This is a genomic window from Acidimicrobiales bacterium (assembly GCA_016716005.1).
Lineage (GTDB): Bacteria > Actinomycetota > Acidimicrobiia > Acidimicrobiales > JADJXE01 > JADJXE01.
The window spans coordinates 2,742,822-2,763,253 of record JADJXE010000001.1 but is presented as its reverse complement, the minus strand read 5'-3'; the positions used below and the strand labels follow the sequence as shown (position 1 = coordinate 2,763,253).

Here is a 20,432-nt window from a genome sequence, read left to right as displayed (position 1 = left end):
CCGCTCACCGGCCCAGCAGCTCGCCGAGCGCCCCGAGCAGCAGGGTGACGTTGCGGGGCCGGGCGGTGTGGCCCATGCAGCCGATCCGCCACACCCGGCCGGCGACCGGGCCCAGGCCACCACCGATCTCGATGCCGTATCTCTCGAGCAGCAGGCGCCGCACCGTGGCCTCGTCGAGGCCGGCGGGGAGGTCGTCGGGCACCCAGACGGTGGTGAGCTCGGGCAGCCGGTGGCCCTCCTGGGCGAACAGCCCGAACCCCAGCTGCTCCAGGCCGTCCTGCAGCTGCTGCCCGCACGAGGCGTGGCGCTCCCACGCCCGGTGGAGCCCCTCGTCGAGCACGGCCCCGAGGCCGGCGTGCAGGGCGTACACCATGGAGATCGGCGCGGTGTGGTGGTACCGGCGGGGCGAGCCCGACGTGGCGTAGTCGGAGATGAGGCGCAGGTCGAGGTACCAGCTCTGGGCGCGCTCGACGAAGCGCTCGCGGGCGGCCTCGCTGACCGTGAGGGGCGCCAGCCCCGGTGGCACGCCCAGGCACTTCTGGGTCCCGCTGTAGGCCAGGTCGACCCCCCAGGTGTCCACCTCGACGGGGATGCCCCCGAGCGACGTCACGCAGTCGACGAGGAGCAGGGCGTCGCCCTTGGCCTCGCCGAGCGGCTCGACGTCGTTGCGGACGCCGGTGGAGGTCTCGGCGTGCACCACGGCGATCACGTCGGGTGACGGGTGGGCGTCGAGGAGGCGCTGCGGGTCGATGGCGTGCCCCCACTCGGCCTCGACGCGGTGCACCTCGGCGCCGCAGCGCCCGGCCACGTCGCACATGCGCTCGCCGAACACCCCGTTCACGCCGATCACCACGACGTCGCCGGGGGCCACCACGTTGACGAAGGAGGCCTCCATTCCGGCGGAGCCCGTGCCGCTGATCGGCACGGTGAGCTCGTTGGCGGTGAGGAAGACCTGGCGGAGCCGCTCCGACGTCTGGTCGAGGAGCGCCAGGAACTCGGGGTCGAGGTGCCCGAGGAGCGGCCGGGCGAAGGCCGCGGCCACCTCCGGGTACGGGTTGCACGGGCCGGGCCCCATCAGGATGCGGTCGCTCAGCGGCACGGCCGGCATGCTAGGCGGCGGTCCCCGGCGCGGCCGGGGCCACGCCCGACCGCACCGCCGCCTCAGCGGAGCAGGCCGGCCACGATGCCGTCGAGCAGGTCGGCCTCGCTCACGAGGAGCTCCTCGAAGCCCAGCACCCGGAACAGCTGGACCAGCACGCAGCAGCCGCCCACGATGACGTCGGCCCGGTCGGCCGGCAGCCCGGGGTTGTGGAGCCGGTCGGCGAGGGCCTCGGTGGCGAGGGTGCGGAAGACGTCCTCGACGGCTGCTCTCGTCAGCACCAGGTGGTGGATCCGGTCGCGGTCGTACGCCGCCAGGCCGAGCTCCACCGCGGCCACGGTGGTGACCGTGCCGGCCACGCCCACGAGGGTGCGGACGTCGCGCACCGCCGGCAGCTCGCGCACCACGTCGTCGAGGTGGGCCTCCACCACCGAAAGGGCCGCGACCAGCTCCTCCGGCCCAGGTGGATCCCGGTGCAGGTACGCCTCGGTGAGGCGCACCGACCCGACGTCGACCGACACCACGCCCTCGCAGGCGGTCGTCCCCACCGAGAACTCGGTGGACCCGCCGCCCACGTCGACCACGAGGAACGGGCCCTGCGCGGGCTCGAGGGCGGCGGCGGCGCCCGCGAAGGCGAGGCGGCCCTCCTCGGCGCCCCCGAGCACCTCGGGCCGCACGCCCAGGGCCTCGGCGGCGGCCTGGAGGAACACGTCCACGTCCCCGGCGTCGCGACCCGCCGAGGTGGTGACGGCCCGCACCCGCTCGGCCCCGAGGCGGTCGAGGACCTCCCGGTACTCGCGCAGGGCCGCGACGGTGCGCTCGACGGCACTCGGCGCCAGGCGGCCGGAGGCCTCGACCCCCGCACCCAGCCTGGTCACCCGCAGGAGGCGGGCCAGGTCGCGTCGGCCTCCGTCGCTGACGAGCAGGCGGGTGGAGTTGGTGCCGATGTCGACGGCCGCCACCACCGGGCCGCTCACGCCCGCCCCCTCATGCCCGGGGGCTCACGCCCAGCCCGTGCCGGCGGCGCCATCGGTCCCGGCGGCCAGGCGCTCGGCCACCCACCGGCCCACCGGGTCGTCGCCCCCGGCCAGGTGCCACGCGTAGTGGGCGTGGAGGCACTTCACCCCGCGGGCCGTGCCGCCCACGCCGCCCGACGGGCGGGGGCCCCGGTGGCCCGGCGGGAGCTCGGCCTCGCGCTCGGCCGCGTAGCGGCGGTGGGCCTCGGCCAGGGCCACCGCGTCGACGGCGCGGTCGGCCGCCCTGACCCCGCCGGCGGACTCGAGGCGGCTCACGGCGCGCTGCTCGGCGTCGCCCACCAGCCAGAAGCGGGTCGGCATCGGCGTCCCGCCGTCGAGGAGGGGCGCGTTGCGGATCACGACCGGCTGGCCCACGACATCGCGCACGACCACCGCGAACGACCCCTGGGGGGTCCGCCCGAGCAGACGGGCGACGGCGGCCGCGTCGTCGGCGGCCAGGTCGTCGGCGGCCGCGTCGTCGGCAGCCGGGTCGTCGGCGGCGAGCGTCATCGGCGGCAGCCGCGCTGGTGCCGGCGGCGGCGCCACCGCGCCCCGAACAGCAGCACGAGGAGCAGCGCCACGATCGCCGCGGGCACGAGGCGCTTGGCCACCGAGGCGCCGGCCGCGCCCACCAGGTCGACGGGTTCCACCTCGGGGTGGTCGATGCGCCGGACGGCGCTGGGCGGGGCCGCCGAGCCGAGCGCCCCGGAGGGCGGCGGGGCCGCACCGAGCTGCCCTGCGGGCCCGGCGCCCGGCTCGAGGGCGCCCGACGGGCCGGCCGCGGGCTCGAGCTCGGCGACGGGCTCCTCGGCCTTGAGGACCGTGTCGTGCAGCTGATCGACGAACTGGTCGAGCAGCTTGGCGCTGACCTCGGCCAGCACCCCGCGCCCGAACTGCGCGACCCGGCCGGTGACGTGCAGGTCGGTGAGGACGGTGACCCTGGTGCCGTCGCCGTCGGGGGCGAGGTCGGCGGTGATGGTGGCGGCCGCGTTGCCCTGACCGCGCGTCTCGCGCCCCTCGGCCCGCAACACGGCCCGGTGGTTGACGTCGTCCCTCTCGAGGAACCGGGCGACCCCCTTGTACTGCGCGGTGATGGGGCCCACCTTCACCTTCACGATGCCGCGGTACTCGTCGCCCTCGATCTCCTGGAGCTGGGCGCCGGGCAGGCAGGGGGCGATGCGCTCCACGTCGGTGAGCGTGTGCCACGCGTGGTCGATCGGCACCTCCACCCTGAACTCGTTCGTCAGCTCCATCGCGCCAGGTCCTCCACCGTGTCCACGTCGGCCGGGTTGCCCAGGCACGGTACTTCCCCGACGAGCGCAGGGCACCGGCGCATCAGCACCCGCGCCCCCTCGTCGCCGTCGACGGGCAGCCGGTCCCACACCTCGGCGCCCAGCCTGACAGGGTTGCGGCGGAGCCCGCCGTAGGTGGCCACGGCGACGGCGTCGGCCGACGCCGCCACCGCCCGCCAGGCCTCGGGCGGCACCAGGGGCTGGTCGCCCAGGCCCACCACGACGGCCAGGTGGCCCCGGGCGCGGGCGTGGCCCAGGGCCACCTGCAGCGACGTGGCCTGCCCGTCGGCCCACCGGGGGTTGGCGAGCAGCACCACGCCCTCGGGCAGCGCCGCCCGCAGGTCGACCGCACCGCCCACCACCACCGTCTCGTCGAGGCCGGCGGCGCGAGCGTGCTCGACCGCCCACCACACCAGGGGGCGCCCCCGGAACGGGACCAGCAGCTTGGCCGCGCCCCCGGCGAAGCGGGTGCTCCCGCCCGCGGCCAGCACCACGGCGGCGACGGTCACGGGCGCCGGAGGCCGCGCCGCATCCGGTGCGACCGCACCGTCGCCCCGCCCAGCACGCAGAAGGCCCGCACCCGCACCAGCGGCATGCTCGGCAGGGGCTCCATCTTCCGCACCCGCTCGTCGATGCTGCCGATCAGGGCCACCCCGCCGACCTCCACCGGCACCCCCTCGGGCACCAGCACCTCGACGCCGCCGAGGAACGTCACGACGTACACGGTGACCTCGTCGCCGACGATGTCGGCGTCGCACAGATCCAGCTGGCAGTGCCCCACCACGGCCAGCGCGTGCACGTGGTCGTCGAGCAGCCACCGCCCCCGCACCCGGTTGCCCGACAGGATGCCCAGGGCCCAGCGGCGGGCGAGGCGCCGGGCCGGCGGGCGGTCGGCCGGGTGGACCTCGGCGGCCGGAGGGTCGGGCAGGGCGGGGAGGTCGGCGGTGAGCTCGTCGAGCTCGGCGCGGGTGCGGGCCCGCCACACGTCGCCGACCCGGTCGCCGAACTCGTCGAGGTCGAGACGGCCCTCCGAGCAGTGGACGCGCAGCGCCTCGACCACCTGCTCGCGCTCGGGGTCGCCCACGCGCTCGTGGCCGGCTCGATCGGGGAGGCCCACGACCGCCTCAGTACGACCGGGGCAGGCCGAGCACGTGCTCGGCGACGTAGGCCAGCACCAGCTCCTGCGAGATCGGCGCCAGCCGCATGAGGCGGGCCTCCCGCCAGTAGCGCTCCACGTCGTACTCGGTGGCGTAGCCGAAGCCGCCGTGGGTCTGCACGGCCTGGTCGGCGGCCTGGAAGCCGGCGTCGGCGGCCAGCCACTTGGCCAGGTTGGCGTGCTCGCCGCACGGCAGGCCGTGGTCGTAGCGCCAGGCCGCCTGGCGCACCGCCAGCTCGGCCGCGTGGAGCCGGGCGTGGGCCTCGGCGAGGGGGAAGGCCACCCCCTGGTTCCTGCCGATCGGGCGGCCGAACACCACGCGGTCGTTGGCGTACTGCACTGCCCGCCGGACGGCGGCCCTGCCGATGCCCAGGGCCTCGGCGGCGACGAGGATGCGCTCGGGGTTGAGGCCGTCGAGCAGGTAGCGGAAGCCGTGGCCCTCGTCGCCCACCCGGTCGCCCACCGGCACCGGCAGGTCGTCGTAGCGCACCTCGCACGACACCACCGCGTTGCGCCCCAGCTTGGGGATCGGCCGGATGTCGACCTCGGCGCGCTGCAGGTCGGCGAGCAGCAGGGTGAGGCCGTCGGTGCGGCGTGCGCACTGCTCGAGCGGGGTGGTGCGCACCAGCAGCAGCACCTTCTCGCAGTACGGGGCCTTGGTGGTCCAGACCTTGCGGCCCCGCACGACGTAGGTGTCGCCGTCGCGCCGGGCGGTGGTGGTGATGGCGGTGGTGTCGGTGCCGGCGTCGGGCTCGGTCACCCCGAACGCCACGTGCAGGTCGCCGGACGCGACCCGCGGCAGGTAGCGGCCCTGCAGCTCGGGCGAGCCGTGCTTGACCACGGGGTTCATGCCGAAGATCGACAGGTGGATCGCCGAGCAGCCGTTCATGGCCGCGCCCGAGGCGGCCACCTCCTCCAGCACGATCGACGCCTCGGTGATCCCCCGACCCCCACCCCCGAAGGCCTCGGGGATCGCGATGCCGACCCAGCCACCGTCGGCCATGGCCCGGTAGAAGTCCCAGGGGAACTCGTGGGCCTCGTCGCAGCGCCGCCAGTAGGCGTCGTCGAAGCGGGCGCACGCCCGGCGCACCCCGTCGCGGATCGCCTCGTGGTCGTCGTCCGGGGCGAAGTCCATCGGCCCACGCTACCGACCCGCCGTCGCGGGGATCCGTCGCATGCCAGCCTGGAGCCGTGGCCACGGTGCGCTACCGCGAGGAGCAACGGCCCCGTCAGGTCTGGCTCTGGGCGCTGGTGGCGCTGACCGCGGTTGCCTCGTGGGCCGCGGCGGTGGGCCTCCTCCGCTCCGAGGCGGCCGACACGACGTGGTGGATCGCCGGGCCGGTGTGGGTCCTCTGCGGGCTCCTGATCCCTCTGCTCTTCGCCGTCAACCGCCTGGTGCTCGTGGTCGACGACGAGTCGGTGCTGATCGACTACCGGCCCCTCCGGCGTCGGCGGATCGCGCTCGACGACATCGCCTCGGCCGAGGCCGTCACGTACCGCCCCATCCGCGAGTACGGGGGGTGGGGGATCAGGGGGATCGGCGCCAGGAAGGCCTACAACGTGTCCGGAGACCGGGGGGTGCAGCTGGTGCTCACCGACGGACGGCGCGTGCTGCTGGGCTCGCAGGAACCCGAGCCGCTCGCCGCCGCCATCGTGCTGGCCAAGCAGCGCCGGCCCTGAGCTGAGCGGGCGCGCCCGCCCGGTCAGCGATGGATGGGGCCGTCGGTGTCGCGGAGCGACGGCGCGTCCCGCCCGGTGCGGCGGGCGATCACCTCGGCGCAGATCGACACCGCCGTCTCCTCGGGGGATCGCGCCCCGATGTCGAGACCGATCGGCGCCATCACCCGCGCCAGCTGCTCGTCGGTCACGCCGGCCTCCCGCAGCCGCTCGAGGCGCTTCTCGTGCGTCCGCCGCGACCCCATCACCCCCAGGTACCCCACGTCGCTGGCCAGCGCACCCACCACCGCGGGCACGTCGAACTTCGGATCGTGGGTGAGGACGCAGACGGCGTCGCGCGGCCCGAGCCGGGGGCCGAGCCGGGCCAGCAGCCGATCGGGCCACTCCACCAGCACCTCGTCGGCCATCGGGAACCGCCTGGCCGTGGCGAACACCTCGCGGGCATCGCACACCGTGACCCGGTAGCCGAGCACCTTGGCCACCCGTGCCAGCGCAGCCGTGAAGTCGACGGCCCCGAAGATCACCATCCGGGGCGGGGGTGCGAACGACTCGACGAAGACGTCGACGTCGGCCTCGTTGGCCTGGCCGGCGGCGCCGTAGTGCCGCACCCCCGTGCGACCCGCATCCAGCTCGGCCAGGGCGTCGCGCGCCACCACCCGGTCGAGCTCGGGGTGGCCCAGCGTGCCGAGCGGGGGCTCGCCCGGCCGAACCAGGAGCTTCGCCCCCAGCCCCGGGCCGCGGATCACCGTGACCAGGGCGACGGGCTCGTCGGCCCGGAGCGCGTCCCGCAGGGTCTCGTAGAGCGCCACCGCTACCAGTCGAGGGGCTCGATGAACAGGTGGATGGTGCCGCCACACGTGAGGCCCACCGCGAAGGCCTCGTCGTCGCTGTACCCGAACGTGACGAGCCGGGGCGTCCCGTCGCCGCCGAGCACCCGCAGGGCCTCCTCCACCACGGCTCCCTCGACGCAGCCGCCCGACACCGAACCGGCCACCTCGCCCTCCTCGCTCACGGCCATGGCCGCGCCCGGGTCTCGGGGCCCCGAGCCCTCCACGTTCACGACCCGGGCCACCGCGACGCGCTTGCCCGCCGCCCGCCAGCGCTCGATGTCGTCGAGCACCTCTCTCATCGTGCGATCACCTCCGCGAGCTGCTCCAGCGAGGCCACCGAGTGGCCCTCCACGAACTCGTCGACGTAGGGGAGCGCGGCCGCCATCCCGCGGGCGAGCGGCGCGTAGCCGGGTGTCGCCTTGAGCGGGTTCACCCACACCACCCGGTGGGCCACCCGCCGCAGCCGCTGCATCTGCTCGGCCAGCACCTCGGGCGCGCCGCGGTCCCAGCCGTCGGAGAGCACCACGACCACCGCGCCCCGGGCCGTGCCCCGCACCCCCCACTGGTCGTTGAAGGCCCGCAGGCCCTCGCCCAGGCGGGTGCCACCCGACCAGTCGGCCACCGCCCGACCGGCCGACGCCAGCGCCAGGTCGGGGTCGCGGCTCGCCAGCTGGCGGGTGATGCGCGTCAGCCGGGTGCCCAGGGTGAAGGCCTCGACCCGGGTGCGGCCCACCACGGCCGCGTGGACGAACCGCAGCAGGGCCCGGGCGTAGGGCTCCATCGAGCCGCTCACGTCGAGCAGGAGCACCAGCCGCCGGGGGCGGCGGTCGGGCTCGAGGTGGGCGCGCCGCACCGGCTCGCCACCCGCCCGCAGCGCGCCCCGCACCGTCCGGCGGACGTCGGGCCGGCCGCGGAGCCGCCTCGAGGGCCGGAGCCGGCGCGACCGCCGCAGGGCACCGGCGAGGCGCAGGTCGGCCATGAGCCGCTGCGCCTCCTCCAGCTCGGAGCGGGAGCACGCCGCGAAGTCCTTGTGGCGGAGCACCTCGTGGCCGCTGAAGCGCACCACGAGGGTGGCGTCGGGGGGCTCTCCGCCGTCGTCGGGCTGCTCGCCCCCACCGGCCGGCTCGTCCTCGGCGTCGAGCAACAGGGCGATGCGCTGCACCTCAGGCGGGGCCGGCGGGCCGGCGCCCGGCGCACCCTCCCAGAAGGCGGCGAAGGCCCGCTCGTACAGGTCGACGTCCTCGGGGCGTCGCACCAGCGTGGTCCGGCCGGCCCAGTAGACCGCGTCGCGGCGCGTCACGCCCACCGCCCCGAGCGCCTCCACGAAGGTGAGCACCGAGCCCACGGGGACGTCGAGCCCGGCCCCCCGCAGCACCCGCGCGAAGCCGACGGCCAGGCGCTCGGGCGCGGTGGTCGGGCCCGCGCCGCTCACGCCCCCCTCGCCATCGCCGCCCGCACGAGGTCGGGCAGCCCGTGGTCGTGCACGCGCGCCTGGTCTTCGCGGTACTTGAGCACCGTGCCGAGGGTGACCGCCACCGACCCCTCGTCGAGCTGGGACCGCCCGAGCGTGGCGAGCGCCTGGGCCCAGTCGATCGTCTCGGCCACGCCGGGCGGCTTGTAGAGCCCGAGGCCCCGCATGGTCTCCACCGCCGCCGCGACCTGCCGAGCGAGCGCATCGCCCACCTCGGGCGCCCGTACCCGCACGATGGCGACCTCGCGCTCGAAGTCGGGGTGCTCGACCCAGTGGTAGAGGCACCGGCGCTTCAGCGCGTCGTGCACGTCACGGGTGCGGTTGGACGTGATCACGACGACCGGCGGCTCGAGGGCGCGGAAGGTGCCGAGCTCGGGCACCGTCACCGCGTAGTCGGAGAGGATCTCGAGCAGGAACGCCTCGAACTCGTCGTCGGCCCGGTCGACCTCGTCGATGAGCAGCACCGGCGGGGGACCCTCGCCGTGGGCGATGGCCCGCAGCAGCGGGCGACGCACCAGGAACCGCTCGGAGTAGAGCTCGTCCTCGAGCCGGTCCGCGCCCTCGCGCGCCGCGTCGCCGGTGGCCTCGGCGGCCCGCAGGTGCAGCAGCTGGCGGGCGTAGTCCCACTCGTACACCGCCTGGGCGACGTCGATGCCCTCGTAGCACTGCAGGCGCACCAGCTCGCCGCCCGTCCACCGGCTGAGGACCTTGGCCACCTCGGTCTTGCCCACGCCGGCCTCGCCCTCGAGGAGCAGCGGCCGGTGCAGCGAGAGGGCCAGGAAGATCGCCGTGGCGAGGCCCTCGTCGGCGAGGTAGTCGTGGGCCGACAGGGCGGCGGCGACGCCGTCGGGGGTGCTGGCCGGAAAGGGCATCCGGGCCAGCGTACGGGCTCACCCCGTCCCCCGCGCCTCCCCGACCGGGCTCGCCGGCCGGCGGGGAGGCGCGCCGGCCGTCGCAGAACGTACGGTGTCGCGACAGGCCCCCGAGGGGCCCGCGCCGGGGGCCGACGAGGAGGTCGGGGTGATCCGTCACGTGGTCGTGCTGAGCTGGGTCGAGGACGTCACCGACGAGCAGGTGCAGGCCGTGATCGACGATCTGCGACAGCTCCCGGCGCTCATCCCCGAGATCCGCAGCTACCAGGTCGGTCCCGACCTGCGCCTCTCGATGCACAACGCCGACCTCGCCATCGTGGCCGACTTCGACGACGACGCCGCCTTCCGGGCCTACGACCGCCACCCCGCCCACGAGCAGGTGCGACTGGCCCGCATCCGACCCATCCTGGCGGGGCGCAGCGCCGTGCAGTTCCGGCTCGACTGACCGGCCCCGGCACACCCCCACCGCGGTTCTGCGTCCCGATCGAACCCGTCTGCGGCACCTCTCCGACGGAGAACGGCGCGGGGGCCGTGATCGCGGGCTCCGCCCGTGGTCGCCGGCCCCGCCTGCGTCCGGAGCGACCGGCGGCTACGCGCCGGCCTCCTCCAGCGCTCGGCGCACCAGCACCCGGGCCAGGTGGCGGCGGTACTCCTCGCTGGCGTTGAGGTCGGCGCCGGGCTCGGTGCCCTGATCGGCGACGGCAGCGGCCTCGGCCGCCGACGCACCGGCGGCCAGGGCGGCCTCGGCCGCGCTGGCCCGCACCGGCGTCGACCCCATGTTCACGAGGGCGATCCCGGTGCTGCCGTCGTGCACCGCCGCGACCCCGACGATGGCCCAGTCCTGGGCCCGCCGGTTGAACTTCTGGAACGACCAGCCCGCTCCCGTCACCTTGGGCACGCGAACCTCGGTGAGCAGCTCGTCGGGCTCGAGCGCCGTCTCGAGGAAGCCCTGGAAGAACTCGGTGACGGGGATCGTGCGCTCGCCGCGGCTGGAGCGGGCGACGACGGTGGCGCCCAGGGCGAGGGCCACGGCCGGGAGGTCGGACGCCGGGTCGCCGTGGGCGAGGGTGCCACCCAGGGTGCCGCGGTGGCGGACCTGCGGGTCGCCCACGTGGCCGGCGGCGTGGGCGAGCAGGGGCACGTGCTCGCGCAGCACGTCCGAGTGCTCGACCGCCGCGTGCCGGGTGAGGGCACCGATGGCGATGTGGTCGCCGGCGTCGCGGATGTAGGACAGGTCGTCCACCCGGCCCACGTCCACCAGCATCGCGGGGGCGGCGAGCCGCAGCTTCATCAGCGGCAGCAGCGAGTGCCCGCCGGCGAGGATCTTGGCGTCCTCGCCGTGCTCGGCGAGCGCGGCCAGCGCCTCGTCGGCCGACGAGACGCGCTGGTAGTCGAACGGGGCGGGGATCACTGCGAACCTCCGGCGTGACGGGCGGCCTGGATCGCCGACCACACCCGGAGGGGCGAGGCCGGCATGGGGACGTCGGTGACGCCGAGGTGCGACAGGGCGTCGACCACGGCGTTGATGACCGCAGGGGTGGAACCGATGGTGCCGGCCTCGCCGATGCCCTTCACGCCGAGGGCGTTGGTCGGGCTGGGCGTGACCGTGCTGTCGGTGACGAGGGCGGGCACGTCGGACGCGGCCGGAACCAGGTACTCGGCCATCGTCGACGTCCTCAGGTTGCCGTCCTCGTCGTAGACCGCCTCCTCGAAAAGGGCCTGGGCCAGACCCTGGATGATCCCGCCGTGCACCTGGCCCTCGACGATCATGGGGTTCACCTGGTTGCCGCAGTCGTCGACCGCGACGTAGCGCAGCACGTCGACCTGGCCCGTCTCCTCGTCGACCTCCACCACGCAGATGTGGGTGCCGAAGGGCCACGAGAAGTTCGGGGGGTCGTACGTGACGTGGGCCTCGAGGTTCGGCTCCATGCCGTCGGGCAGGTCGTGGGCGGTGAACGCCGCGAAGGCGATCGCCGCCAGGGCGAGCTCCTTGTCGGGCGAGCCCTTCACCCGGAAGGTGCCGGCATCGAGCTCGAGGTCGTCCTCGGCGCACTCGAGCTGATGGGCGGCGATGGCGCGGGCCTTCTCGACCACCTTGTCGAGCGCCATGTCGATCGCCACCCCGCCCACCACGAGCGACCGCGACCCGTACGTGTCGAGGCCGAGGGGGCTGAGTGCGGTGTCGCTGTGGAGGACGTCGACGTCGTCGGGGCTCACCCCGAGGCGCTCGGCCACGATCATCGCCCACGACGTCTCGTGGCCCTGGCCGTGGGGCGACGCCCCGGTGACCACCTGCACCTTGTTGGTGGGCAGGATCCGCACCGTCGCCGACTCCCACCCGCCCGCGCTGTAGTTCAGCGAGGCCAGCACCCGCGAGGGGGCCAGGCCGCACATCTCGAAGTACGACGACACGCCGATGCCGAGGTGCCGGGTGCCGCCCTGGGCCCGCCGGCGGGCCTGCTCGGCGCGCAGCTCGCCGTAGCCGGCCAGCTCCTTGGCCCGCACCAGGGCGCCCTCGTAGTTCCCCGAGTCGTACACCAGCCCGGTGGGCGCGGTGTACGGGAACCGGTCGGCGGTGATGAAGTTGCGCATCCGCAGCTCGGTGGGGTCGAGGCCCACCCGGGCCGCCAGCGCGTCCATGGCCCGCTCGATGGCGTACGTGGCCTCGGGCCGGCCGGCTCCCCGGTAGGCGTCGGTGGGCGTCAGGGTGGTGAAGACCGAGGTGCACGTGAACGAGTAGGCGGGCACGTCGTAGACGCCCGAGTACAAGAACGCGCCGAGCAGCGGGATGCCGGGCGTGACCAGCTGGAGGTACGCGCCCATGTCGGCCAGCAGGCGCACCCGCACCGCGGTCACCCGGCCGTCGGCGTCGGCGGCCAGCTCGATCTCCTGGATCTGCCCGCGCCCCTGGATGGTGGCCTGGGCGTTCTCGGTGCGCTCCTCGACCCAGCGCACCGGCACGCCCAGCTTGCGGGCCAGGGCCACGCACAGCAGCTCCTCGGCGTACACGTCGAGCTTGGAGCCGAACCCGCCGCCCACCGCCGGCGCCACCACCCGGAGCTGGTGCTCGGGCAGGCCCAGGGTGACGGCGGTCATCACCTTGAGGATGTGGGGGATCTGGGTCGCCGAGTACAGGGTGAGGTCGCCGCCGAAGGGCTGGGGAACGGCGGCACACGCCCGCGGCTCCATCGCCATCGGGATCAGCCGCTGCTGGACGTAGCGCTCCTGCACCGTGTGGACGGCCTCGGCGAAGGCCCGCTCCACCGCTTCGGCGTCGGTGTGGAGCTCCCAGACGTAGCTGGTGTTGGTGCCGAGCGCGTCGTGGACGAGCACCCGGTCGGACAGGGCGTCCTCGAGGTCGACCACGGCGGGCAACGGCTCGTAGTCGACGTCGATGGCGTCGAGCGCGTCCCGGGCCTCGACGTCGGTGCGGGCCAGGACCACCGCCACCCCGTCGCCGGCGTAGCAGACCGTGTCGATCGCCAGCGGGTAGTGCTCGGGGTTCTTCATGTCCTCGGTGACCGGCCAGGCGCACGGCATGGGCGCGGCCCACAGGTCGCGCAGGTCGGCGCCGGTGAACACCGCGACGACCCCGGGCATGCCGGCGGCCACCGACGTGTCGATGCCGCGGATGCGGGCGTGGGCGAACGGGCTCCGCAGCACGGCCATGCGGAGGGCGCCGGGGATCTGCAGGTCGTCGGTGAACCTGGCTTCGCCGGTGAGGAGGGCCGGGTCCTCCTTGCGCAGCAGGCGGGTGCCGATCACCCGCGCCGCCGGGGCGTCGGTGACGGCCATGGCCTAGGCCTCCGCTTCATGGCCACCGCGCCGGCCAGGACGGCCTTCACGATGTTGTGGTAGCCGGTGCAACGGCACAGGTTGCCCTCGAGGCCTTCGCGCACGGCCTGCTCGTCGAGCGTCTCGTTCTCGTCGACCAGCGAGACCGCCGCCATCACCATGCCCGGCGTGCAGAAGCCGCACTGCAGGCCGTGGTGCTCGTGGAAGGCCTGCTGCATGGGGTGCAGGGCACCGTCGCGGGCGAGATCCTCGATGGTCGTGACGACCGTTCCGTCGGCCTGGACGGCGAGCATCGTGCAGCTCTTGACCGACTCACCGTCGACCAGCACCGTGCACGCGCCGCACGACGACGTGTCGCAGCCGACGTTCGTGCCGGTGAGACCCACGACGTCGCGCAGGTAGTGCACGAGCAGAAGGCGCGGCTCGACGTCGTGCTCGTGCGCCGTGCCGTTGACCGTGACGGTCACTCGCAAGCGGACCACCCCCCCTGTCGTCGACGGGTCCGGCCGCATCATGCCCCACCCGCGGTCGGCGTGCCGCGCCCGACCGGGTGTGCTCAGCCGGCAGGCTGGCCCAGGTCGCGCAGGTACGCGACGACCAGCGCGATCTCCTCGTCGGAGAGGCCCACCGTGGGCATGATGTTGCGGTAGCCGTCGACCACCTGCGACCCGGGGTCGCGGATCGCCTGCTCGGCGTAGGCGTCGTCGAAGGTGACCGTGCTGCCGTCCGACAGCTCCACCTCCGAGCCCCACGCCTCCAGCCAGGTCGGCCCGATGCCCGAGCGGCCGTTGCTGCTGTGGCAGCTCGTGCAGCCGTACCGGCCCGCGACCTCCTTGCCCTGCTGCCCCTCGGCGCTGAGGGGCGGCTCCGGCTCGCCGCCGCAGGCGCCGAGCAGCACGGCGGCGACCCCGACCCCGACCCCGACGAACGTCCGGCGGCGCACGTCAGCCCGCCGTCTCGGCGGTCGTGGCGGTGCCGCCGTCCTCGCCCATGCCCCCGTGCCCGGGGTCGCCGCCCATGCCGCCACCCATGTCCCCCTCGGTCGGGGGCACGAGCGCGGTGACCGGCACGTCGACCGTGACGGGGTCGCCCTGGGCCAGCTCGAGCGTGAGCGTGAGCGTGTCGCCCTCGTCGAGGGCCTGCACGTCGAACAGCATCACGTGGAGCCCGCCCGGCTCGAGCACCACGTCGGTGCCGGCGGGCAGGGGGATGCCGCCGCTCACCGGCTCCATCGTCATCAGCCCGTCCTGCATCGTCGACCGGTGGAGCTCGGCCCGGGCCGCGACGTCGGTCGAGGCACCCACGAGGGTGTCGTCGGCGTCGCCCGCGTTCCGGATCACCAGGTACACGGCGGCGTTGGCGCCGGCCGGCTCGGGCAGGCGGGCATCGAGCACCTCGATGGGGGCCGGCGCCGTCTCGGTGTCGGTGGGGGCCGCCGTGGTCGTGGCGGCGCCCGGGTCGAGAGTGGTCGCCGCGGTGTCGTCGTCGCCGCCGCAGGCGGCCACCAGCAGACTGGAGCCGACCGCTGCGGCCAGGAGGAGGGTGCGGTGGGAGCGCACGGGGATCCTTTCGTCGGCCATCAGGAGGTGGGGGCGGGGTGCAGCTCGGCGAGCAGGGGGAGGTCGTGGGCCAGCTGCGTCTGGCGGGTGCCGAAGGGGTACACCACGTAGCCCTTGCCGTCCGGCGCGTAGGCGAGGAGCTGCCCTGCGTGGCCAACGGTGTAGAAGCCGTTCTCGTCGGGCTCGCCCAGGATCGCCGGCGCCACGCCGGCGGCCTCCTGGGCCGCCACCAGGGTGGCCTGGTCGCCGGTGAGGCCCACGAAGCGCGAGTCGAAGTGGTCGAGGTACGCGCGCAGCTCCTCGGGGGTGTCGCGCTGGGGGTCGACCGACACGAACACCACCTTCACGCTCTGCGCGGTCAGCGGGTCGGCGGCCAGCACCGAGGCGATGTTGGCCAGGTGGACCGGGCAGATGTCGGGGCAGTTCGTGTAGCCGAAGTAGAGCAGCGTCGTGACCCCTGCGGTCTCGGACCGGAAGTCGTAGGGCCGGCCCTCGGTGTCGGTGAGCACGAAGTCGGGCTTGTCGGCGGGAACGGCCAGCTCGGTGCCCTGGAGGGCGCCGGCGCGCTGGGCGCTCGTCCGCTCGCCACAGGCGACGAGCGCCAGCAGCGCCGCCAGGGCCCCGACGAGGCCGACGGCTCGGCGCGTCCCCGCCGTGGTGGCCCAGCGCATCCAGCCATGGTGGCCCGGCTCGTGGGGCCGATCCAAGTCGGGTGACCACGGGCACGCCCGCGCCGCGCTGCGGCGCGCGTCAGGGCACGAGGCGGCGCAGTCCCCGCGCCGCGAACGCCACCGAGACGACGCCCAGCGCCGCCAGGGCCAGCAGCCCGGGCCACACCTCGCCCCACGTCACCGGCCCCACGAACCCGGCGCGCGCCAGGTCGAGGATCTGGGTGACCGGGTTGACCGTGGCCACCGCCTCGAGCCAGCCGCTCATGGCCGACAGGGGCACCTGCGCCGTCGACAGGAAGATCGTGAGGAAGATCCCGAACTGGATGAGCGGGGCCGCCTGCTGGCTCTGGATGCGGAAGGCCAGGCCGAGGGCGTAGGCGCCGGCCACCAGGGCCGTGCCCGCCCCGGCGAGATACAGGAGCGCCACCGCGAGCGCACCGCCCGGGAGGGCGAGGCCGACCAGCGCACCGGCGAGCAGCACCACCGTCATGGGCAGGAACGCCCGGAGGACACCGGCCACCAGGGGGCCCACCACCAGGGCACCCCGCGGGGCGGGCGACGACAGCAGCCGGTCGATGAAGCGGGTCTCGATGTCGCGGATCGTGCCGTAGCCGATGGTCACCCCGCCGATGGCCGCACCCTGCACGGCCGCGAAGGGCACGAACCAGTCGGTGATCGAGTCGGTGGGGAACCCCGGCAGGTTCACGATCGCGCTGAAGGCCCCCGTGAAGGCCAGCACGAAGAACAGGGGCATCACCAGGGTGGGCACGAACGTCGACGGGACGCGCGCGATCAGCAGCAGGCTGCGCCGGGCGATCGACCAGCTCACCGGCCACAGCCGGGCCGCCGGGGCCGCCGCGCTCGTGCCCGTGCTCACGCGGCCGCCAGTCGGCGCCGCAGGGCGAGGGCGGCCAGCGACACGGTCACCACGGCGATCGCGAGCGGCACCGCGAGGGCGGTGGCCGCGTCCGACCACGAGAACCCGGAGATCACCAGGGCGCGGGCGCCGTCGATCATCCAGGTGACCGGGTTCCAGCTGGCGAGGGTGGCGTACCAGCCCGTCATGAGGTCGACCGGGAAGAAGGCCGACGACAAGAACAGCAATGCGAAGACGAGGGGGAAGGCGGCCTGCACGGCCTCGGCCGAGCCGGTGCGGATGGCGAAGGTCACCATCAGCCCGCCGAGGCCGAGGGCCACCAGCGAGGCCGTGAGCAGCAGCACCAGCACCCCGGGCACGCCGCTCGACACCCGCGCCCCGAAGATGCCGAGGATCACGATGAACACCGCGGCCTGGACGGCGCCGAGCACGGCGGCGCCGGCAAGTCGGCCGACGAGGATCGACACCCGGGAGACCGGCGAGCTGATCAGCCGCTCGAAGAAGCCGTCCTGGATGTCGACCGCCTGGTCGGCGCCGGCCTGGACCGACCCGAACATGACGCCCTGGACCACCGTCGCCGGCAGCAGGAAGTCGAGGAACGAGCTCACCTCGGGGAAGCCCGCCAGCTGGGTCGTCTTGCCGAACGAGGCCGAGCTCAGTGCGGCGAAGAACAGCGGGAACACGAAGGCCGGCGCGATCAACGCGGGCTGGCGCAGCGTGCCCTGCACCGAGCGGCGGGCCAGCGCGACCGCCTGGCGGACCGGGTGCAGCGACGCACCGGCGGCGGGGGCGGTCACGGCCGCCGGCCTCCGCCGCGCCGCGGTGGCTGGGGCCCGGACGCCGGCTCCTCGGCCGTCTCGCCCTCGGCCGCGCCCTCGGCGCCCTCCAGCCGGCGCCCGGTGGCGTCGGCGAACACGTCGTCGAGGCTGGGGGCGTTGAGCTCCATGTGCGTCACGAGCACCTCGGCGTCGTCGAGGGCGCGCACCACGGCCGGCAGCTCGGGGGCCCCACCCTCCAGGCCCACGGCCAGCAGCCCTTCCGGAGCGGCCCGCTCGGGCCCGAAGCGCCGGAGGACCTCGAGGGCCAGCTCGCGGCGCTCGCCGAGCACCGCCACGATCAGGGTCGGGGCCCCGACCTCGTTCTTGAGCGCGGTGGGCTCGCCCAACCGCACGAGCCGGCCGTGGTCGATGATCCCGATGCGGCCGGCCAGCTGGTCGGCCTCCTCCAGGTACTGGGTGGTGAGCATCACCGTGGTGCCGTGCTCGGTGTTGAGGTTGCGCACCTCTTCCCACAGGGCGATGCGGCTCATCGGGTCGAGCCCGGTGGTGGGCTCGTCGAGGAAGAGCACGTCGGGCTCGTGCACCAGCGACAGGGCCAGGTCGAGCCGGCGTCGCATGCCGCCCGAGTACGTGCCCACCCGCCGGTCCGCCGCCCCGGTGAGGCCGACCCGCTCGAGCAGCGCGGTGCCACGCTCCTCGGCCCGGGCCTTCCCGATTCCGTGCAGCACCGCCTGCAGGCGGATGAGCTCGCGCCCGCTGAGCAGCGGGTCGATCGCTGCGTCCTGGAGGGCGACGCCGATGGCGCGTCGCACCCTCGACGCGTCGCGCACCACGTCGAAGCCGGCCACGCGGGCCGTGCCGGCCGTGGGCCGCAGCAGGGTGGTGAGCATGCGCACCACCGTCGACTTGCCGGCACCGTTCGGCCCGAGGAACCCGAAGATCTCGCCCTGGCGCACCTCGAGATCGACCCCGTCGACGGCCACCACGTCGCCGAAGTGGCGGACGAGGCCCTCGGCCTCGATGGGGTGGGCGCCGGGTCGGCTGGGGCCGGTCACGACCCGGCGCGGGCGGCCTCGACGGCCCGCCACACCCGCTCGGGGGTCGCGGGCATCTCCACGTGGCGCACGCCGAGGTGGGACAGGGCGTCGACGACCGCGTTCTGGACGGCGGGCGTGGAGCCGATCGTGCCCGACTCGCCCACGCCCTTGGCCCCCAGCGGGTTCACCGGCGTGGGGGTCTCCATGTGCACGACCTCGAAGGAGGGGAGCTCGGCGGCCGAGGGGAACGCGTAGTCGGCCAGGTTCGACGTGACCGGGTTGCCGTCGTCGTCGTAGCGGACCTCCTCCAGCAGCGCCTGGGCCGCCCCCTGGGCGATGCCGCCGTGGATCTGGCCCTCGAGCAGCAGCGGGTTCAGCACCCGGCCGGCGTCGTCGCAGGCCACGTGGCGCACCAGCCGGACCTGGCCCGTCTCGGTGTCGACCTCCACCACGGCCACGTGTGCCCCGAACGGGAACGTCGGCCCGCTGGCGGTGAAGATGGTGTCGACGGCGAGCAGGCCGCTGTCGGTGGACGCGGCCAGCTCGGCCCACGTCCTGCGGGCCGCCGGCGTACCGGCCACGTGGAAGGCCCCGTCGATCTTGTCGAGCACCAGGTCGTCGGGGTTGGCCTCGAGCAGCTGTGCGGCCAGGTCGCGGGCGGCGTCGACCAGCTCGATGGCCGCCTGGTTCACGGCGCTGCCGCCGATCTGCAGCGACCGCGACCCGTACGTGCCCCCGCCCTTGGGCACCAGGTCGGTGTCGCCGTGGATCACGTCGATGCGGTCGAAGGGGATGCCCGTCTGCTCGCTGGCCAGCATCGCCCACGACGTGGCGTGACCCTGGCCGTGCGGCGACGTGCCCGTGTACACCACGGCCGACCCGTCGGGCCTCACCTCGATGCGGGCCGCCTCGTCGGCGGGCGGCGCGCCGGCGGTGATCTCCACGTACGTCGACAGCCCGATCCCGAGCTGGACGGTGTCGCCGGCCTCCCGGCGGCGCAACTGCTCGGCCAGCAGCTCCTGGTAGCCGGCCGCCTCGAGCACCAGGTCGAGCGCCCGCTCGTAGTCGCCGATGTCGTAGGTGGCACCCACCGGGGTGGTGAACGGGAAGGCGTCCTTGCCGATGAGGTTCACCCGGCGCACCTCGGCCGGATCCATCCCGATGGCGTCCGCGAACAGGTCGACGGCCCGCTCGACGGCGGCGGTGGCCTCGGGCCGGCCCGCCCCCCGGTACGGCACCGTCGGCACCGTGTTGGTGACGATCGACCGGCAGTTGCACTCGATCCTGGGGATGTCGTACACGCCGGCCGCCATCTGGCGGGTGAAGAACGCGGGCAGCACCGCACCCACGTCGGGGTAGGCGCCGCTGTCCTGGAGGACGTCGAGCCGGTAGGCCAGCACCCTGCCGTCGCGGCTGCCCCCGATCGTGATCTCCTGGCGCTGGGCCCGGCCCTGGCCCTGCGCCACCATGTTCTCGCTGCGGCTCTCCAGCCACCGCACCGGCCGGCCGGCACGCTGGGCGAGCATCCCGAGGAGCAGCTCCTCGGGGTAGATGCCGATCTTGGCGCCGAACCCGCCCCCGACGTCGGGGGCGATCACGTGCACGCCGCCCGCCGGCAGCCCGTACAGCCTCTGCAGGGCGTCGCGGCTCGACTGCGGGGCCTGGGTGCTCAGCCACTGCACCAGCCGCCCGCCGTCCCACACCGCGGCGGCGCTGCGCACCTCGAGGGGGCAGGCGGCCAGCCGCTGGTTCAGCACCTGCTGCGACACCACCACGTCGCACCCGTCGAAGAGGGTGGGATCGGAGCCGAAGCTCATCTCCAGGCACACGTTGGTGCCGGCCTCGGGGAACAGGAGGTTGCTCCCGCCGAGGGCGTCGTCGAAGTCGATCACCGCCGGCAGGGGCTCGTAGTCGATGACGACCAGCTCGGCGGCGTCCTCACCCTGGTAGGGGTCCTCGGTGAGCACCGCCACGATCGCCTCGCCCACGAAGCGCACCGTGCCCTGCGCCAGCAGCGAGCGGACCATCGCCTGGTCGAGCAGCGGGATCACCGGCGGCGTGGCCGTGAGGCCCAGGTCGGCGGCGGTGTAGACGCCCAGCACGCCGGGGGCCCGGCGGGCGTCCTCCAGCTCGACCGACGAGATCGTGGCGTGGGCCATCGTCGACCGCACGTACGTGACGTAGGCCGAGCCGTCGAGGCGCGGGTCGCGCACGTCGGCGGTGTACGTGCCACCCACGGTGAGGAACTTCGGGTCCTCCTTGCGCAGCACCCTGTTCCCGAGAATGCTCATCGAGCCGACT

General features: G+C 74.8%; 23 protein-coding genes. 2 read left to right on the top strand and 21 right to left on the bottom strand.

What is annotated here, in order from left to right; all coding sequences use genetic code 11:
• Positions 1–4: 4 nt before the first annotated feature.
• The 7 genes from IPM45_13600 to IPM45_13570 all read right to left on the bottom strand — a co-directional run bounded on the left by IPM45_13600 (position 5) and on the right by IPM45_13570 (position 5,698).
• Positions 5–1,108 (bottom strand): alanine--glyoxylate aminotransferase family protein, encoded by a 1,104-nt coding sequence (locus tag IPM45_13600; GenBank protein ID MBK9180569.1) that lies wholly within the window; start codon positions 1,106–1,108, stop codon positions 5–7.
• A 53-nt stretch (positions 1,109–1,161) separates the two neighbouring features.
• On the bottom strand, positions 1,162–2,064 hold the full coding sequence (locus IPM45_13595) for an exopolyphosphatase (GenBank protein ID MBK9180568.1): 903 nt from the start codon (positions 2,062–2,064) through the stop codon (positions 1,162–1,164).
• A gap of 36 nt (positions 2,065–2,100) precedes the next feature.
• Complete coding sequence (locus IPM45_13590; GenBank protein ID MBK9180567.1) at positions 2,101–2,508, bottom strand: DUF501 domain-containing protein; 408 nt, start codon at positions 2,506–2,508, stop codon at positions 2,101–2,103.
• Between the two features lie 113 nt (positions 2,509–2,621).
• The gene (locus tag IPM45_13585; protein ID MBK9180566.1) at positions 2,622–3,368 is read right to left on the bottom strand and encodes an SRPBCC family protein; all 747 of its coding nucleotides are present in this window, start codon (positions 3,366–3,368) and stop codon (positions 2,622–2,624) included.
• A complete protein-coding gene (locus IPM45_13580) occupies positions 3,359–3,916 on the bottom strand; it encodes a nucleotidyltransferase family protein (GenBank protein ID MBK9180565.1) in 558 nt (185 codons plus the stop codon). The genes IPM45_13585 and IPM45_13580 overlap by 10 nt, the downstream gene beginning before the upstream one ends.
• Entirely contained in the window at positions 3,913–4,524 is a 612-nt protein-coding gene (locus IPM45_13575; protein MBK9180564.1) for a DUF1707 and DUF2154 domain-containing protein, read from the bottom strand. Before IPM45_13575 ends, IPM45_13580 begins: the two co-directional genes overlap by 4 nt.
• A gap of 7 nt (positions 4,525–4,531) precedes the next feature.
• On the bottom strand, positions 4,532–5,698 hold the full coding sequence (locus IPM45_13570; GenBank protein MBK9180563.1) for an acyl-CoA/acyl-ACP dehydrogenase: 1,167 nt from the start codon (positions 5,696–5,698) through the stop codon (positions 4,532–4,534).
• 56 nt (positions 5,699–5,754) lie between these two features.
• Here IPM45_13570 and IPM45_13565 point away from each other — a divergent pair, with 56 nt between their 5' ends.
• Positions 5,755–6,243, top strand: a complete 489-nt coding sequence (locus IPM45_13565; GenBank protein MBK9180562.1) for a hypothetical protein — start codon at positions 5,755–5,757, stop codon at positions 6,241–6,243.
• A gap of 23 nt (positions 6,244–6,266) precedes the next feature.
• Here IPM45_13565 and IPM45_13560 read toward each other — a convergent pair whose 3' ends face one another.
• The 4 genes from IPM45_13560 to IPM45_13545 are packed head-to-tail and all read right to left on the bottom strand — an operon-like array spanning position 6,267 to position 9,413.
• Positions 6,267–7,049, bottom strand: a complete 783-nt coding sequence (locus tag IPM45_13560) for an XdhC family protein (protein MBK9180561.1) — start codon at positions 7,047–7,049, stop codon at positions 6,267–6,269.
• 2 nt (positions 7,050–7,051) lie between these two features.
• Positions 7,052–7,369, bottom strand: a complete 318-nt coding sequence (locus IPM45_13555; GenBank protein ID MBK9180560.1) for an XdhC family protein — start codon at positions 7,367–7,369, stop codon at positions 7,052–7,054.
• A complete protein-coding gene (locus IPM45_13550) occupies positions 7,366–8,502 on the bottom strand; it encodes a VWA domain-containing protein (GenBank protein ID MBK9180559.1) in 1,137 nt (378 codons plus the stop codon). The genes IPM45_13555 and IPM45_13550 overlap by 4 nt, the downstream gene beginning before the upstream one ends.
• Positions 8,499–9,413: a MoxR family ATPase gene (locus tag IPM45_13545; protein ID MBK9180558.1), complete on the bottom strand. Its 915-nt coding sequence runs from the start codon at positions 9,411–9,413 to the stop codon at positions 8,499–8,501. The genes IPM45_13550 and IPM45_13545 overlap by 4 nt, the downstream gene beginning before the upstream one ends.
• A 94-nt stretch (positions 9,414–9,507) precedes the next feature.
• On the opposite strand from IPM45_13545, the gene IPM45_13540 reads away from it, so the two are divergent.
• Positions 9,508–9,858, top strand: a complete 351-nt coding sequence (locus tag IPM45_13540) for a Dabb family protein (GenBank protein ID MBK9180557.1) — start codon at positions 9,508–9,510, stop codon at positions 9,856–9,858.
• A gap of 144 nt (positions 9,859–10,002) precedes the next feature.
• On the opposite strand, the gene IPM45_13535 is transcribed toward IPM45_13540, so the two are convergent.
• The 10 genes from IPM45_13535 to IPM45_13490 all read right to left on the bottom strand — a co-directional run bounded on the left by IPM45_13535 (position 10,003) and on the right by IPM45_13490 (position 20,422).
• Positions 10,003–10,824, bottom strand: coding sequence for a xanthine dehydrogenase family protein subunit M (locus IPM45_13535; GenBank protein MBK9180556.1), 822 nt, complete (start codon positions 10,822–10,824; stop codon positions 10,003–10,005).
• Entirely contained in the window at positions 10,821–13,208 is a 2,388-nt protein-coding gene (locus tag IPM45_13530; protein ID MBK9180555.1) for a molybdopterin-dependent oxidoreductase, read from the bottom strand. Before IPM45_13530 ends, IPM45_13535 begins: the two co-directional genes overlap by 4 nt.
• Positions 13,175–13,690 carry a (2Fe-2S)-binding protein gene (locus IPM45_13525; GenBank protein MBK9180554.1) on the bottom strand — a complete coding sequence of 172 codons (516 nt, stop codon included), beginning with the start codon at positions 13,688–13,690 and terminating at the stop codon, positions 13,175–13,177. The genes IPM45_13530 and IPM45_13525 overlap by 34 nt, the downstream gene beginning before the upstream one ends.
• 74 nt (positions 13,691–13,764) lie before the next feature.
• Positions 13,765–14,151, bottom strand: a complete 387-nt coding sequence (locus IPM45_13520; protein MBK9180553.1) for a cytochrome c — start codon at positions 14,149–14,151, stop codon at positions 13,765–13,767.
• 1 nt (position 14,152) lies between these two features.
• Positions 14,153–14,788: a copper chaperone PCu(A)C gene (locus IPM45_13515; protein ID MBK9180552.1), complete on the bottom strand. Its 636-nt coding sequence runs from the start codon at positions 14,786–14,788 to the stop codon at positions 14,153–14,155.
• Positions 14,788–15,438: an SCO family protein gene (locus IPM45_13510; protein MBK9180551.1), complete on the bottom strand. Its 651-nt coding sequence runs from the start codon at positions 15,436–15,438 to the stop codon at positions 14,788–14,790. The genes IPM45_13515 and IPM45_13510 overlap by 1 nt, the downstream gene beginning before the upstream one ends.
• Before the next feature lie 79 nt (positions 15,439–15,517).
• Positions 15,518–16,315: an ABC transporter permease gene (locus IPM45_13505; GenBank protein ID MBK9180550.1), complete on the bottom strand. Its 798-nt coding sequence runs from the start codon at positions 16,313–16,315 to the stop codon at positions 15,518–15,520.
• A complete protein-coding gene (locus IPM45_13500; protein ID MBK9180549.1) occupies positions 16,312–17,112 on the bottom strand; it encodes an ABC transporter permease in 801 nt (266 codons plus the stop codon). Before IPM45_13500 ends, IPM45_13505 begins: the two co-directional genes overlap by 4 nt.
• The gene (locus tag IPM45_13495) at positions 17,109–18,149 is read right to left on the bottom strand and encodes an ATP-binding cassette domain-containing protein (protein MBK9180548.1); all 1,041 of its coding nucleotides are present in this window, start codon (positions 18,147–18,149) and stop codon (positions 17,109–17,111) included. The genes IPM45_13500 and IPM45_13495 overlap by 4 nt, the downstream gene beginning before the upstream one ends.
• Positions 18,146–20,422 (bottom strand): xanthine dehydrogenase family protein molybdopterin-binding subunit, encoded by a 2,277-nt coding sequence (locus IPM45_13490; protein MBK9180547.1) that lies wholly within the window; start codon positions 20,420–20,422, stop codon positions 18,146–18,148. The genes IPM45_13495 and IPM45_13490 overlap by 4 nt, the downstream gene beginning before the upstream one ends.
• Positions 20,423–20,432 lie beyond the last annotated feature (10 nt).